The organism is Paenibacillus sp. MBLB1832, assembly GCF_032271945.1.
GTDB classification, from domain to species: Bacteria; Bacillota; Bacilli; order Paenibacillales; family NBRC-103111; genus Paenibacillus_E; species Paenibacillus_E roseopurpureus.
Genome location: NZ_CP130319.1, coordinates 448,198 through 461,573, shown reverse-complemented (window position 1 = coordinate 461,573; position 13,376 = coordinate 448,198). Strand labels below are relative to the sequence as shown.

Genomic DNA, 13,376 nt, shown 5'->3' with positions numbered 1-13,376 from the left:
AGCGAGGCCGTGCATCTTATTGACGCGCTCCCCCGCCGCCAGCATTACCGCCACCTGGGAAGCCACCGCCAGTTCCTCCACCTTGGAATCCGCCACCTCCCTGGAACCCGCCTGCCCCACCTGGGAAAGCCCCGCCTGGGAAGCCTTGCTGTTGTTGATTCGTTGTCGTCGCTCTGCGAACTGGCATCACCACTTCTTCGCCTTCGGTCAAACCACTAACCACTTCGACTTGTGTTTTACTGCGAATACCAACCTGCACTTCGCGCTCTTCCGTTGTACCATCGGCTTTCTTCACCGTAACTGTCGACTTCCCTCTTGTTGTGGTCACCACTTGAATCGGAAGAACGAGAATATCCTTCTTATCTTGTATGAGGATTTCGGCCGTGGCCGTCATGGCATATTTCAAATCATTCTGATCTGTATTCGGAATCGCTACAACCGCATCATAGGTCGTAACGCCATTTGTCGTTGTCCCCACATTGGATACGGAGGTCACCTGACCGGTGAAGGTTTTGCGAGCAATCGCATCGACCTTCACGTTAACCTTTTGCCCTACTTTCACACTTGTAAGATCGAGCTCATCCACTGCAATCGCGAGCTGCATCGTACTTAAGCTGGCTACAGCACCTAACGTTGTATTGGCATTGATTTGGGCGCCTACAGGGTAGTTGCGCAGCACGTTATTTTTACTATTGGCAAAATCCGCTGAGAACACGCCATCAAACGGGGCTTTGATCGTCAACTGATCGACCTTTTGCTGGGCATCGCTGACACGGATTTTTTGGCTTTCAATGGCCGATTGTTTTGCTACGATATTTTTTTGCATGTCATCGTTAAACAGCGTCAAAAGCTGCTCACCCTGCTTAATCGTATCGCCGTCTTTGAACTTCAGCGTTTTGACCGTTCCGCTAGCTTCGGAGAAAATCGACGCCGTTCGCACGTACGCCAGCGCGGCCTGATCGGAGGACTCCACCTTCGTGTTGCCGCTGCCAATGCTGCCTTTCACCTTCAAACCTGCTGAAAGTGTACCGTCATTATCCACAAGCACATCGACCAGGACCACCTTGTTCCCGTTCGCATCCGCCTGAATTTCGTGACCGATCGTATCCACAGCTCCAACTTTGGAGAGCAGATAGCCCTCCACGCTAAGCTCCACAGGAGCGCCTTTTTTCAACTGAACAGCCTCTTGCAGCGAGAACGGCAGCTTCACTTTAAATTGCGTTGTATCCGAAATCGTACCGATCTTCGTCGTTTTATTCACTTGACTGCCGACGTCAAAGTTCGCGTTCAACGAAATTTTGCCGGACATCGGCGCTGATACGCTCATATTCCCTTGCTCTGCTTGAAGTTCAGCGAGATCGCTCTGCAGCTGATTCAAGCTCACTTGCGCTTCTCGTAAATTCGTTTCGAGTGACGGCACGGATAGCTCGACGAGCACGTCTCCCTTTTTTACCGCTTGATTCTGCGTCAGGTTCATCGTCTTGATGATCCCTTCTGTCGGAATCACAATGTTTTGCTTATCCTTAGCATCTAATTGAGAGGTGCCCGAAACCGACGCCGATATCGCTCCTTTGGTCACTTTCATCGTCGTTTGCTCTGCTGCAGACACAGCTGGCTTCGCATTATTATGTACATTGTAGTATGTACCCGCCCCACAAAGGATGGCAGCTAAGGCTACAATGAGCCATTTCTTCTTCCTGCCTAAATTCATCCGTCATACCCCTCTCTCGGTATCCTAGCCATTCGTTGTCTAGGCTCAGCCATCTTCACAAAACCAAGTCTACAAGTAACGACTGAAACCTGTCTGAGTATGGGCTGAAAGTCAGTTGAACGGAAGCTGAGTGTTCGCTGAAAATATGGACAAATTTGGATAAGGTATCTCTGCATGCGAAAACACCGCCAGGTAAGTACCTGACGGTGATGTGCTAGACACGATTAATTCGTTGCAGTTGGCGCTGGCGCTGGCGTTGTAGCCTGGGAGCCTGGAGCCTGACGTCCTGGACGGCCTTGACCTCCATCAGGACGCTTACGGTCCGTACCTTTCGTCTCGATTGACTTTTTAATACCATCTGTCATGCTGTCTTTAATTTTGCTAATAAGATCATCTTCGCTGATGCCTTTCGCTGCAGCTACATCAACGATGGATTTGCCTGCTTCTAACTCCGTTCTCAGCCCTTCTGGTGTAATGCCGAGAATCGTGGAAACGGCCTCTGGATTGCCGAACATACCGCCTCCGAAGCCGCCATGACCGCCAGGCCCGCCTTGTCCCCCAGGTCCTCCAGGTCCGCCTTTACCGCCCCTAGGGAATCCTCCCTTGAAGCCAGTGCCTTCAATTTCTTTTGAAATATGATCGCTCAGACCTTTAATGATTTCGTCCGCTTTCTCCTGCGTTAACTTGCCAGCCGTAACATCAGCTGTGATGGCCGTCGTTTCTGCTGCCACGAGCTTTTGTAAAAAGTCTTCTTTCGTCAGCCCTTTTTCAACAGCCAAATCCGCTAACGTTTTGTCTGCTTTCAAGGCATCCTGCACAGCGCTTTCCTCAATCCCTAGGATCGTTGCTGTTTCTTTAATGATATTGCCGCCACGAAAGCCTGCGTGATCTCCCATTGGTCCACGACCGCGGTCTCCGAAGCCTTTGCCAGCCTTATCCGCCTTTGGTGCTGTTGTGCTTGTGGATGTGCCTGCTGCTGTATCTGCAAATGCTTCATTATGTAGAGCTCCTACTAAACCAACTCCGATAACAAAAGATGCAACTAACGAACCTGCGAGAATTTTTTTGCTGATTTTTTTCATAATGGATTTCCACCTCATCTTTGGATTTGTGTTGCTTACAAAACCAAGTATAGCCCCCTTACCTGAAACCCATCTGAGTGTAAACTGAGAGTTGGATGAGAGCTTTCTGAGAATTGGCTGAAAACCAAAATAGTATTCATTCGGATTTTTTACGTACAAATGTTCGCTTTTTAATTGCTGTTGTGGTAGAATAAGGATATATAATAGGTAAAACTTGTATATAAGGGGCGCTGTACACATGGCTAATCGGAATGAACGCAATAAACTGATCGCATACTGGGTGACGACCATTCTTGGTCCTGCCTCCTTCGTCATTGGCGGATTTTTCTTCATCACTCATGGTGAGCAGCAAATCGCCACATTGGATGCGCTCGGCTACCCCGAGTATGTCCTCACGATTCTCGGGTTCTGGAAGTTGATGGCTGTTATTGCCATCTTGATTCCCCGCTTTCCGCGCCTGAAAGAGTGGGCGTACGCGGGCTTCTTCTTCGAGCTTACAGGTGCTGCGGCTTCGCATCTGCTGAATGGCGACAGCTTCGCTGTCGCTGCACAAGCGCTGGTCTTCCTTGCGCTAGTCATGGCTTCCTGGGCACTTCGCCCGCGCAGCCGCAAGCTGGTGAACTAGCGCTAGCGAATAGCTAGCGGTGTACATGCAAGAAGAGGGTGCTCCTCACTGCCGTATGGCTGTGGGAACACCCTCTTACTAAGCATTGAGCGTCGTCATAGGCAGCCGCACGATAAACGTGCTGCCCTCGCCGACGGTGCTTTCGACGTCGATCGTTCCGCCATGCAGCTCAACGATGGAGCGTGTGATCGATAGGCCGAGGCCAGCACCGCCGCTGCGACGCGCCCTCGAGGAATCGATTCGGTAGAACCGATCGAACAGATGCGCGAAATGCTCTGGCGCTATGCCTGGGCCGTTATCATTCACCGCAAGTTCTACGACCGCATCCTTTCTCATAAGCGAGAGTCTCACCTCGCCCGTCTCGGGATGCGTATGCTGCACTGCGTTGTGGAACAGGTTGAGCACAACCTGTTTCATTTTATCCGGATCGTAGCTGCACAGCGTCTCTGGCTCCAATAAGAAAGTAACCGTTCTTTCCCCTGCGAGTAGACGCAATTGGTGCTCCATCTCGTGGAGCATGTCGTCCATGAAGCCTTCCGTCTTCTGGAAAGACGGCTTCCTATCCAGCCGGGCGAGCAGAAGCAGATCCTCGACTAATTTATTAATGCGTACGGATTCGCCATGCATACTTTTCAAGGCTTTCAGCAGCTGCTCTGGTTGCTGATAAGCACCGCGCAGCAGCACTTCCAAGAAACCGTGAATGGAAGTCAGCGGTGTCCGCAGCTCATGTGAAGCATCCGCGGCAAAACGGCGCATCCCCTCCTTCGCTTCTTTTTCCGCCTCGAATGAAAATTCCAACCGCTCTAGCATACCGTTGAAAGAAAGCGCCAATCGATCCATCTCTACCTGTCCCTGATGATCAGGGAATCGCTCATTCAAGTTTCCAGCATCGATGCTTTTCACCGTATCTACCATATTCGATAGCGGAACGAGTGTCCGCCGCAGCACAGGCAGGAAGCCTAGCAAACCGATAATCATCGCAAGCATGGATAGCAACACGAACGTCAGCAGCTGCCGCAGTAGAACATCCTTGATCTGAACCGTGCTGGTGCTCGCCTGAATCAGCCCCTGAAATCCGCGTCCACGGTCGGGCTCGCCGATCCGATGAAAAACAACCAATTGCTCATTCCCATCACTGTCCGTCATAATGCGATGATCCAGCTTTTTTGTTTTCGTCTGCATCATGGACAAGTACTCTTCTTTCTCCAATTGCAAAGTCGCCTTTTCATCTTGGGAAGTAATAAGTTTGTACGTCCCTTTATCATCAATGAGAGCAATCGTTAAATCAGGCACAAAAATCCGGGGATTAGTCTCGCCTCCGGAATTGAAATTATCAGGCCGATTCGCTCTTCCGAAATCTTGCCGAGGCAGGAACAGGCTAGTCCCCCTATCCAACCCTTCCTCCGCACGCAGCCAGACGTTTGGCGGCAAAGCCGCAAGCTGGTTACGTATCGTTTCGGCTTTATTCTGATACATAAAATGCTGCATGTACACATACTGAGACACGCCTATTAATAGTAGCAAAGCCGACATCACCAGCAACGTTCGGGATAACAGTTGGAACTTTAGTGAGCGGGTTACGAACGCATCCCCGAACCAGCCGCGCTTTCTCATGTTAGATCCATCCGATATCCCGCGCCGCGAATGGTGCGAATGAGCTTATGTTCCTTGTCGCCCAGCTTATCGCGCAAGGAACGTATGTACACTTCAACGATGTTCTCTTCGCCACCGAAATCATAGCCCCACACTTTATCCAGAATCATCGTCTTGCTCAGCACAAGCCCGTGGTTAATCGCCATAAATTTCAGCAATTCATACTCCGTTGGCGACAGCTCCAGCACGCGTTCATGCATGCTAATCTCTTTGCGACGATCATCCATACGCATCGGACCAATTACAACCTCTCCGAACAAGTTGGGAAAATGGTTCCGAATCCGCGCATAAATCCGCGCCAACAGCTCCTCAAAGCTGAACGGCTTGATCATATAATCATCGGCTCCCAGCGTGAGCCCCTTTACCCGATCATCGACCTCGTCTTTGGCCGTGAGCATAATGACGGCGACGTTGTCCGTTTTTTTGATCATACGGCATACCTCAAAGCCGTCCATCCCTGGCATCATCACATCCAAAATTGCGATATGCGGTTGAAACTTATTACAAGCTGTAATCGCACTAATGCCATCCTGTGCGGTCATGACCTCGAAGCCTTCGTTCGTTAAACCCAGTTCGAGAAATTCTAGAATATGAGGCTCGTCATCTACGAGCAGTACTTTAATCCCTTTTAATTGACGCATCTGCTATCGTCTCCCCCGTATGTCCTATTCACACGACTTCTACAATCATTATCCCATATCCTGCCTAAAAGCAATCTGAGCAGAGGCTGAAAAGTTGCTGAAAGTCGAGTGCTAGCAACCGAGTACTACGATATCACATTAAATCGGATTGGACGGTAATGTGGATATATTTAGGTGGAAATAGCACTTATGCACATTTTCACTGAGTTTATCCACATGGACACCCGTGGTTACCCACAAATTCGTCCGATTTATCAACAAGTTATCCCCGAGTTGTGTGTATCTTTTGAATTTAACTCCCCCTGCATGCTATGATGCAAGGATACTACGTTACACAATGTGAACAAAATTCGCGAGGCAGGGGCACTAATCGAATGACGTATGATGTAATTGTAATTGGCGGCGGTTCTGCTGGCCTGATGGCTAGCATTGCGGCTAGTCGTGAAGGAGCCAAAGTGCTGCTCTTGGACAAAGGAGATAAGCTGGGTCGAAAGCTCGGCATTTCTGGCGGCGGCAGATGCAACGTAACGAACAACAAAGATATGGATGAGTTGATCAAGCATATCCCAGGTAACGGTCGCTTCCTTTATAGTGCGTTGACCCATTTCGGGAATAAGCATATTATCGATTTTTTTGAAAATCTCGGCATCCACCTTAAAGAAGAGGACAACGGTCGTATGTTTCCCGTCAGCGACAAAGCCAAGACAGTCGTTGACGCGCTGATCGGGCAAGTGCGGCGACAAGGTGTGGAGATCCGGACGAACAGTCCGGTCAAGAAGGTATTGTTCGCGGACGACCACGTGCGCGGCGTCCAGCTGCAAGGCGGAGAGACGGTGAACAGCCGCGCTGTGATCGTCGCCTCCGGCGGCTGTTCGGTGCCGCATACCGGCTCCACAGGAGACGGTTATGCGTGGGCCGAGGCGGGCGGGCATACGATCACGCCGCTGTTTCCGACGGAGGTTCCGTTAACCTCCAAGGAAGCTTTCATCCGCAGCCGCGAGCTGCAAGGACTGTCGCTTCGCGACGTGACACTGAGCGTGTTGAACGCGAAGGGCAAGGCCGTCATCGCCCACCGCGGCGATATGTTGTTCACGCACTTCGGTCTCTCTGGGCCTATTGCGTTGCGATGCAGTCAGTTCGTCGTGAAGGAGCTGAACAAGTCAGAACGCAAAGAAGTGTGCGTAACGGTGGATTTGTTCCCGGATCTGAGCGCCGACGAGTTATACAATTCGAGTATGGCGCTTGTGAAGAATGACGCGAAGAAGGCGATCAAGAACGTGCTCAAGTCCCTGCTGTCGGAGCGGCTGATCCCGCTGTTGTTGGCGACTTCCGAACTGGACGAGCAGCTCACGTACGACAACATTCCTAAACAGAAATGGCTCGAGCTCTGCAAGCTCATGAAGGCCTTCCCGATCATCGTGAAGGGGACGCTGTCCCTCGAAGAAGCCTTCGTCACTGGCGGCGGCGTTCAGTTGAAAGAAGTTGATCCGAGCACGATGCAGTCCAAGCTCAAGCAAGGGCTCTACTTCTGCGGCGAGATCCTCGACATTCATGGATACACAGGTGGATATAACATTACCGCGGCTTTCTCGACGGGGTACTTGGCTGGCACGCATGCGGCTATGCAGGAGGCTTAGCTAGAGATAGTCGATTTTTTCGACTATCTCTAGCTGCTGAGCCTCTATTTCACTAGAGATAGCCGATTTTTCCGACTATCTCTGCCTGCTGAGCCTCTATTTCACTAGAGTTAGTCGATTTTTTCGACTATCTCTGCCTGCTGAGCCTCTATTTCACTAAAGTTAGTCGATTTTTTCGACTATCTCAAGCTGCTGAGCCTCTATTTCACTAGAGATAGTCGATTTTTCCGACTATCTCTGCCTGCTGAGCCTCTATTTCACTAGAGTTAGTCGATTTTTTCGACTATCTCTGCCTGCTGAGCCTCTGTTTCACTAGAGTTAGTCGATTTTTTCGACTATCTCTGCCTGCTGCTTCACAGCAAGCAGCAGCACCCGCACAAAAAAAAAAAGACGAACATGCACCCTCTTGGCGTGCCGTTCGTCTTTTTTTATTTAAGCTGTTGCCAGCTCAAGCTCATCTTCCTCATCACGGTCGAACGCCGCGCGGTCGAACTCGCCTTCGGACTCAGCCACTAACAACGCGGTAACTGTCGTTCCCGTTGCATTCACGGCTGTACGACCCATGTCGATCAGCGCTTCTACGCCTAGAACTAGACCCATACCTTCAAGCGGTAAGCCAAGCGCCGTCAAAACTACTGTCGTAGAGATCGAAGCTGGTCCTGGTACACCTGCTACCCCGATGGAGGAAATTACGCTCACGAGAATCAACAGGGCATACTCGGAAATGCCAAGCGGTAAGTTGTATACTTTCGCTACGAAAATCGCGACAACCGCCGGCCAAACCCCGCCGCAGCCGTTGAAGTTCATCGTTGCCCCAAGCGGTGCCACGAAGCTGGCAATACGCGGTGAAACGCGAAGGCGTTTCGTGATAACTTCCAAGTTCACAGGCAGCGTTGCGTAGCTGCTACGTGTTGTGAAGGCAACCGCAACCGTAGGGTACGCTTTTTTGAAAAATTTGATTGGATTTACTTTCGCCACAAGCAATACAAGACCGCCAAACACGAGAACGAAGTGGATAATGAGTGCAACGTAGGAAGTCAGAATGATTTTAGCTAACGGCTCTAACGTTTCCCAACCGTATTTCGCTGCCATCGCACCGATCAACGCGTACACGCCGTATGGTGTCAAACGAATGACATATTTCACAACTTGGTGCATAACACCCGTTGCTGATGAAATGAAAGACTTTAAAGGTGCAACGACGTCGGGCTTTTTGGAACCCACTTGCACGATCGCTACAGCTACGAAAATCGCAAAGATCAGAACCGGCACGACTTTGCCGCTAGCCATATCGCTAATTGGGTTAGTCGGAACTAGGTCCAGAATAACTTGTGAGAAGGTTGGGATTTCTTTGGCTTTAAAATCCTTCGGAACAGCTTGCGCGATCCCATTGCCTGGATCAATCGCTAGTGCAACCAACAAACCGATCAACGCGGCAATCCCTGTCGTAAGAAGGAACCAGCCGATCGTTTTGACGCCGAGCTTACGAAGTTGCGCCATGCTGGACAGCGATGAAATACTGTTGATGACAAGAATGAATACGAGCGGCATAACGAGCATTTTGATCAAGTTGACATAAATCGTACCGATTGTCGAAACGCTCTTGTACTGCAAGCCTGTTAAGTTAAAAATGACACCCGCCACAAGCCCAAGCCCTAAACCGATAAATACACGGTTACCGAAACTGACTTTCTTTTTACCTAGAAAAGCAAGAAAGCCGATAATCACGATCGAAACCACAAGACTGACCCAATTCGTCTGGAACGCTGTTACTAAATTGTTTTGCACGATGACCATCTCCTTGTTGAATTTGAATTTTATCCCCACTAAGTCACTTGGATTAATTGTGACAATAATATGACATCTCACGTTATCTGTCAATGGTTAATTTTGCTTAACGCTGAAAAAACCGAACGATGACCTTTTTTGAAACAGGCCAAGTTCGGTTTTCACCTTTTGTATTGGTACTATAAATTCAATATATCTAAATTGTGTGCTGATCATGCACGATCGCGACGAGATACCACTGTGACCCCGAATAGGCAAAAACAAGCCGTAAACTGGTCCAATCCATCCCTTGATACTGAGGGTCGAAACCTGGGAAGTGATACTCGACGGTGATATAGGTGGATGTCGGATATATGCTGAAAACATTATTCGTCATGTTGCCTTTGCCGATAATCGTGTTGTAGCTGATCTGCGGCGCGGACGCGAAGTTGGCGTTATATACAAATTTGGCCCAATAGTTCGGGAACGTGAGATCGATCGGATTACCCGAACCATCGTAAGTCCCCCAGTGGGTGAGACTCGTACTCGCCCAAAGCGCGGCAAGGTTGCTGCCTTGTACCTGAACATCCGTTGCAGGACGTAGATAGGAATAAGGCGAGAATTGTACGCCCTTCTGCGGATGAACAAGGCTGGCTAGCTTTGTTATATTTTTCTCTTTGAGCGCGGCGACGACTTCTTGTGCCCTAGCTTCTATTAACTTCTTTGCTTCCGCTGGTGTCGAAAAGCTTGGGGCTGTTGCGGCGGGCGCAGGGGTTGGCTTCGTGCTTGCGGTCGCTTGCGGCTTGGCTGTCGGCGCTGGCGTTGATGAGGCCGAGGCCGCTGTCGGCTGCGGCGTTCCTGTCGGTGAAGGCGTCTGTGTAACACTTGCCGAAGGCTGAACCGCAGGTGAACTGCTGCTTGCAACACCGCCTTCATTCGTCTTCGAGCTGCATGCTGCCAGGGTGCTTACCATCGCCACAACGATGGCCACTTGCCTCATCCTTCTCATCCCAACCACTCCTTCTTCAATTAACGCTCCTACTACACCAGACGCTTGTGAGTGGTGAAAGGTTCCACACCAAGCCCTCGCGGCGAAAATAAAGTTATAGCCCCAGACAACAATAAAGGCCCGAGAATCTTATCCTCGGGCCCCTCTGCAACTGTCCGCTTAAATCCGTATTCCCGCGCTAAAATGATTATAATCGTCGGACGATGGATCGAACGCGGCCTCATCATCGCTCGGCACCGCATCCCGATCGATCGCCGACGCTGCGTAGCTGTCAGCCCAGTCCTCATTCACGGTATGCGCAGGGATGCGGATTCCACCCTCCAGATCGTACGCCATGGCGTACGTCGCGCCTTCGCTTTGCTGCGGCTGATCGATGAGCCGCCCGCCGTGCGCCTGCGCGATTTCGAGCGCGGAGGTGATCTCCTGCTCATCCAAGTGGATGTGGAGGATCGACCGCTCCCCCTCAAGCAGCTCCGGCTTATAGCCGAGCTCCTCTAAAGTATCTAGCGCAAGCAAAGCGTCGCGCCTTACGTCGAATTCAAAAAAGATCGGAACAAAATCCTTCATCTGAGCAGCACCCTTTCTTCCTCAAATCGTAAGCATAAGCTCATTTGGAAAAGTCTGCCCTTAGGATTGACCAATTGTTCCGCCACTATTCCTCGTCCTTTGCGGCTAGCCCCTCCTGGACAAGCTGAAGCAGCTCGGCATGATAGGCAGGGACGGCCGCGACCACATACGCCGCTTCGTCCGTACCAGGCGTCCCTGTGCCGCCGTTAAGCCAGGGAATCGGATTTCCGCTGAAATCCGTCACCTTCACGCCTGCTTCTTGCACCAAGAGCAAGCCGGCATAGAGATCCTCGCCCTCCGAGTTGTATAACACAACGCCGTGCAGATCTCCCCTAGCCAACATCGCCCAAACGAGCGATGGCGCCCAGACGCGCAGCACTCTTTTGACCGAATACTCAAGATGATGACGCAAGGCTAATGCCTGCTGATTGTCCTTGCGCACCGCATGCCCCTGAATCCAAGAAAGTGTCGACTTCGGCAACGCACCTGTCGGATTGGCGGCCAACCTCGTCTCTCCCTGCCAAGCACCTTCCTCTTGCAAAGCCACATAGGTAAGCTCCATCGCTGAATCATGAATCACTCCTAACACAATACGCCCCTGATAGCTCAATGAAATGGAAACTCCGTATAAGGGGATGCCTAATGCGAAGTTATTCGTACCATCTAAAGGATCCACGTGCCACACCCAGTCACTTGCAACTCCACCCTCACCCGCTTCTTCACTATAAATACGATGTGCCCTGAACACGCTGAGAATCTCATCTACTATAAGACGATCTGCCTGCACATCCACTTCCGTGACCAGATCACCGCGATCATCCTTCTGCTTAAGTACAAGCCCACTGCCGAAACGTTTCTTAGCCAGCTCACCTGCCTTTACAGCCGCACGCACAGCCACTTCTCTTGCTAAAGTCAACGTATTCCGATCCATCCCTATCATCCCTTCGTCTCCTCTCATTCGTCTCTTCACAAGATTACCATATCCTCCCTCAAAAAGTTGCGCACGAAGCCACACTTGCATTGACAAGCCACCTGTTCATAAGTGATAATATAGCAAAATCAGAAGGCGACAAGAGCTGTCGAAAGGGGCATTACGAGTATGGTAAAGCATCACCAGCACAAGATTTTGGATTGTACGATTCGAGATGGCGGTTTAGTTAACGATTGGGATTTCAGCGTTGAGTTTGTCCAAGACATGTATCGCGGCTTAAGCGCAGCTGGTGTCGAATATATGGAGATCGGTTACAAGAACTCAGAGAAGTTGCTGAAAGGCGGCGCATCTGGCCCTTGGAGATTCCTGAACGAAGCTTTCTTGCGTGATGTCATTACGAAGAAAACCGACACGAAGCTCTCCGCGCTTGTTGATATCGGGCGTGTGGATGAGAATGATATTTTGCCACGTGAAGATAGCTTGCTTGACCTGATTCGCGTAGCTTGCTACATCAAAGATGTGGATAAAGGCCTTGAGCTTGTAAATAAATTCAATAGCATGGGCTACGAAACGTCGTTGAACATTATGGCGCTTTCCCATGTCATGGAGAATGAGCTGACAGAAGCGTTTGAAGAAATCAACAAAAGCCCTGTTGACGTAGTCTACATCGTAGATTCCTACGGCAGCATGGATAACAAAGATATTGATTACCTCGTATCGAAATTCCAACGCCTGCTTCCTGAGAAGGAATTAGGTTTGCATATGCATAACAACATGCAGCTTGCTTTTGCCAACACCATCGCTGGTGCTTCCAAAGGCGTAACATTCCTGGATTCCTCCGTTTACGGCATGGGCCGTGCAGCGGGGAATTGTACAACGGAATTGCTGCTTACCCACCTCAAAGGCGCTCGTTACGATGTGCGTCCAGTGCTTGAAATCATCGAGAAACATATGATCACGATGCGTCAGAAATGGGAGTGGGGCTACCTGATTCCATACATGATCGTTGGCGCTCTAGACGAGCACCCGCGTACAGCGATGGCTTTGCTGAATTCAGAAGAGAGAAACAACTTCGTTGACTTCTATGATCGTTTGACTTCCGTTGAAACAGCTCCAGCTCTAAGCAAAAACTAGTATTGAAAAAACCTGTTCGTTCCGTCAGCAAGGTCAAGCCTTCTAACGTAACGAGCAGGTTTTTTTAGTTTTCACGCTAGCGTTCATTATCTGATAATTTTCGCTGAAACGACATAGTTTTCTACGAAATCCCGATCGATCAAGAAGGTGAAGTCCTCCCTATCACTGCGGTGATTGCTTGTTTTGGCACGAAGCTCGATGAAATCGTTCTCGATTAACTCCGTACACGCCTCATCCGCATAGATCATCCCATTGACCAATCGATTTAACGCTTCCAACATCACTTCACGAGGCTTCGAACTTCCTTGAATTTCTACATAGACCTTTGTTGTCGCATTGCGATCACGGAGTGTGATCTCTACCTTTTTTTTGACTCTCATGCGCACCTTCTTTTTGGGAGTTATGCTCATTTGTCCTGCTCCTTCATTCGTCTATACTTGTATGTTATGTCGAAGCTGGGTAAGGTGGACTAGGCTAATGACAGTTTATCGGCCATAACTCCGAACATTTGCCTAGGCGATTTCAGGAAAGGAAGGATATTTCTGCGTTAATTTGAAAATAGTAAGGCCATATTTATTCGCATCGCAGACTTTATCGACATTTTGGATCCTTTTGGTGG

General features: G+C 50.0%; 12 protein-coding genes. 3 read left to right on the top strand and 9 right to left on the bottom strand.

What is annotated here, in order from left to right; all coding sequences use genetic code 11:
* Nucleotides 1-16: 16 nt before the first annotated feature.
* Together MJB10_RS02170 and MJB10_RS02165 are read right to left on the bottom strand one after the other, a co-directional pair.
* The gene (locus MJB10_RS02170) at nucleotides 17-1,711 is read right to left on the bottom strand and encodes an HlyD family efflux transporter periplasmic adaptor subunit (protein WP_314801257.1); all 1,695 of its coding nucleotides are present in this window, start codon (nucleotides 1,709-1,711) and stop codon (nucleotides 17-19) included.
* Between the two features lie 224 nt (nucleotides 1,712-1,935).
* The gene (locus MJB10_RS02165; protein ID WP_314801255.1) at nucleotides 1,936-2,793 is read right to left on the bottom strand and encodes a hypothetical protein; all 858 of its coding nucleotides are present in this window, start codon (nucleotides 2,791-2,793) and stop codon (nucleotides 1,936-1,938) included.
* Nucleotides 2,794-3,031: 238 nt separating this feature from the next.
* Here MJB10_RS02165 and MJB10_RS02160 point away from each other — a divergent pair, with 238 nt between their 5' ends.
* Nucleotides 3,032-3,418, top strand: coding sequence for a DoxX family protein (locus MJB10_RS02160; RefSeq protein ID WP_314801252.1), 387 nt, complete (start codon nucleotides 3,032-3,034; stop codon nucleotides 3,416-3,418).
* A 78-nt stretch (nucleotides 3,419-3,496) separates the two neighbouring features.
* Here MJB10_RS02160 and MJB10_RS02155 read toward each other — a convergent pair whose 3' ends face one another.
* Nucleotides 3,497-5,032 (bottom strand): sensor histidine kinase, encoded by a 1,536-nt coding sequence (locus tag MJB10_RS02155; RefSeq protein WP_314801250.1) that lies wholly within the window; start codon nucleotides 5,030-5,032, stop codon nucleotides 3,497-3,499.
* Nucleotides 5,029-5,712 carry a response regulator transcription factor gene (locus MJB10_RS02150; RefSeq protein ID WP_314801247.1) on the bottom strand — a complete coding sequence of 228 codons (684 nt, stop codon included), beginning with the start codon at nucleotides 5,710-5,712 and terminating at the stop codon, nucleotides 5,029-5,031. Before MJB10_RS02150 ends, MJB10_RS02155 begins: the two co-directional genes overlap by 4 nt.
* A 374-nt stretch (nucleotides 5,713-6,086) precedes the next feature.
* Here MJB10_RS02150 and MJB10_RS02145 point away from each other — a divergent pair, with 374 nt between their 5' ends.
* Nucleotides 6,087-7,349 carry a BaiN/RdsA family NAD(P)/FAD-dependent oxidoreductase gene (locus MJB10_RS02145; protein ID WP_314801245.1) on the top strand — a complete coding sequence of 421 codons (1,263 nt, stop codon included), beginning with the start codon at nucleotides 6,087-6,089 and terminating at the stop codon, nucleotides 7,347-7,349.
* Between the two features lie 432 nt (nucleotides 7,350-7,781).
* On the opposite strand, the gene MJB10_RS02140 is transcribed toward MJB10_RS02145, so the two are convergent.
* From MJB10_RS02140 to MJB10_RS02125, 4 genes are all read right to left on the bottom strand, one after another.
* Nucleotides 7,782-9,137: a dicarboxylate/amino acid:cation symporter gene (locus MJB10_RS02140; RefSeq protein ID WP_314801241.1), complete on the bottom strand. Its 1,356-nt coding sequence runs from the start codon at nucleotides 9,135-9,137 to the stop codon at nucleotides 7,782-7,784.
* Nucleotides 9,138-9,333: 196 nt separating this feature from the next.
* Nucleotides 9,334-10,125, bottom strand: a complete 792-nt coding sequence (locus tag MJB10_RS02135; RefSeq protein ID WP_314801238.1) for an RAD23 family protein — start codon at nucleotides 10,123-10,125, stop codon at nucleotides 9,334-9,336.
* A 159-nt stretch (nucleotides 10,126-10,284) separates the two neighbouring features.
* Nucleotides 10,285-10,692 (bottom strand): hypothetical protein, encoded by a 408-nt coding sequence (locus MJB10_RS02130; RefSeq protein ID WP_314801235.1) that lies wholly within the window; start codon nucleotides 10,690-10,692, stop codon nucleotides 10,285-10,287.
* An 85-nt stretch (nucleotides 10,693-10,777) separates the two neighbouring features.
* Nucleotides 10,778-11,632, bottom strand: coding sequence for an inositol monophosphatase family protein (locus MJB10_RS02125; RefSeq protein WP_314801232.1), 855 nt, complete (start codon nucleotides 11,630-11,632; stop codon nucleotides 10,778-10,780).
* 159 nt (nucleotides 11,633-11,791) lie between these two features.
* On the opposite strand from MJB10_RS02125, the gene MJB10_RS02120 reads away from it, so the two are divergent.
* Nucleotides 11,792-12,757 carry an aldolase catalytic domain-containing protein gene (locus tag MJB10_RS02120; protein WP_314801229.1) on the top strand — a complete coding sequence of 322 codons (966 nt, stop codon included), beginning with the start codon at nucleotides 11,792-11,794 and terminating at the stop codon, nucleotides 12,755-12,757.
* Nucleotides 12,758-12,843: 86 nt separating this feature from the next.
* On the opposite strand, the gene MJB10_RS02115 is transcribed toward MJB10_RS02120, so the two are convergent.
* Nucleotides 12,844-13,167, bottom strand: a complete 324-nt coding sequence (locus MJB10_RS02115; RefSeq protein ID WP_314801227.1) for a hypothetical protein — start codon at nucleotides 13,165-13,167, stop codon at nucleotides 12,844-12,846.
* Nucleotides 13,168-13,376 lie beyond the last annotated feature (209 nt).

Bases quoted from the DNA above. Each gene is read 5' to 3' on its own strand.
- MJB10_RS02170 (WP_314801257.1), bottom strand. From the start codon at position 1,711: ATGAATTTAGGCAGGAAGAAGAAATGGCTCATTGTAGCCTTAGCTGCC.
- MJB10_RS02165 (WP_314801255.1), bottom strand. From the start codon at position 2,793: ATGAAAAAAATCAGCAAAAAAATTCTCGCAGGTTCGTTAGTTGCATCT.
- MJB10_RS02160 (WP_314801252.1), top strand. From the start codon at position 3,032: ATGGCTAATCGGAATGAACGCAATAAACTGATCGCATACTGGGTGACG.
- MJB10_RS02155 (WP_314801250.1), bottom strand. From the start codon at position 5,032: ATGAGAAAGCGCGGCTGGTTCGGGGATGCGTTCGTAACCCGCTCACTA.
- MJB10_RS02150 (WP_314801247.1), bottom strand. From the start codon at position 5,712: ATGCGTCAATTAAAAGGGATTAAAGTACTGCTCGTAGATGACGAGCCT.
- MJB10_RS02145 (WP_314801245.1), top strand. From the start codon at position 6,087: ATGACGTATGATGTAATTGTAATTGGCGGCGGTTCTGCTGGCCTGATG.
- MJB10_RS02135 (WP_314801238.1), bottom strand. From the start codon at position 10,125: ATGAGAAGGATGAGGCAAGTGGCCATCGTTGTGGCGATGGTAAGCACC.
- MJB10_RS02130 (WP_314801235.1), bottom strand. From the start codon at position 10,692: ATGAAGGATTTTGTTCCGATCTTTTTTGAATTCGACGTAAGGCGCGAC.
- MJB10_RS02125 (WP_314801232.1), bottom strand. From the start codon at position 11,632: ATGATAGGGATGGATCGGAATACGTTGACTTTAGCAAGAGAAGTGGCT.
- MJB10_RS02120 (WP_314801229.1), top strand. From the start codon at position 11,792: ATGGTAAAGCATCACCAGCACAAGATTTTGGATTGTACGATTCGAGAT.
- MJB10_RS02115 (WP_314801227.1), bottom strand. From the start codon at position 13,167: ATGAGCATAACTCCCAAAAAGAAGGTGCGCATGAGAGTCAAAAAAAAG.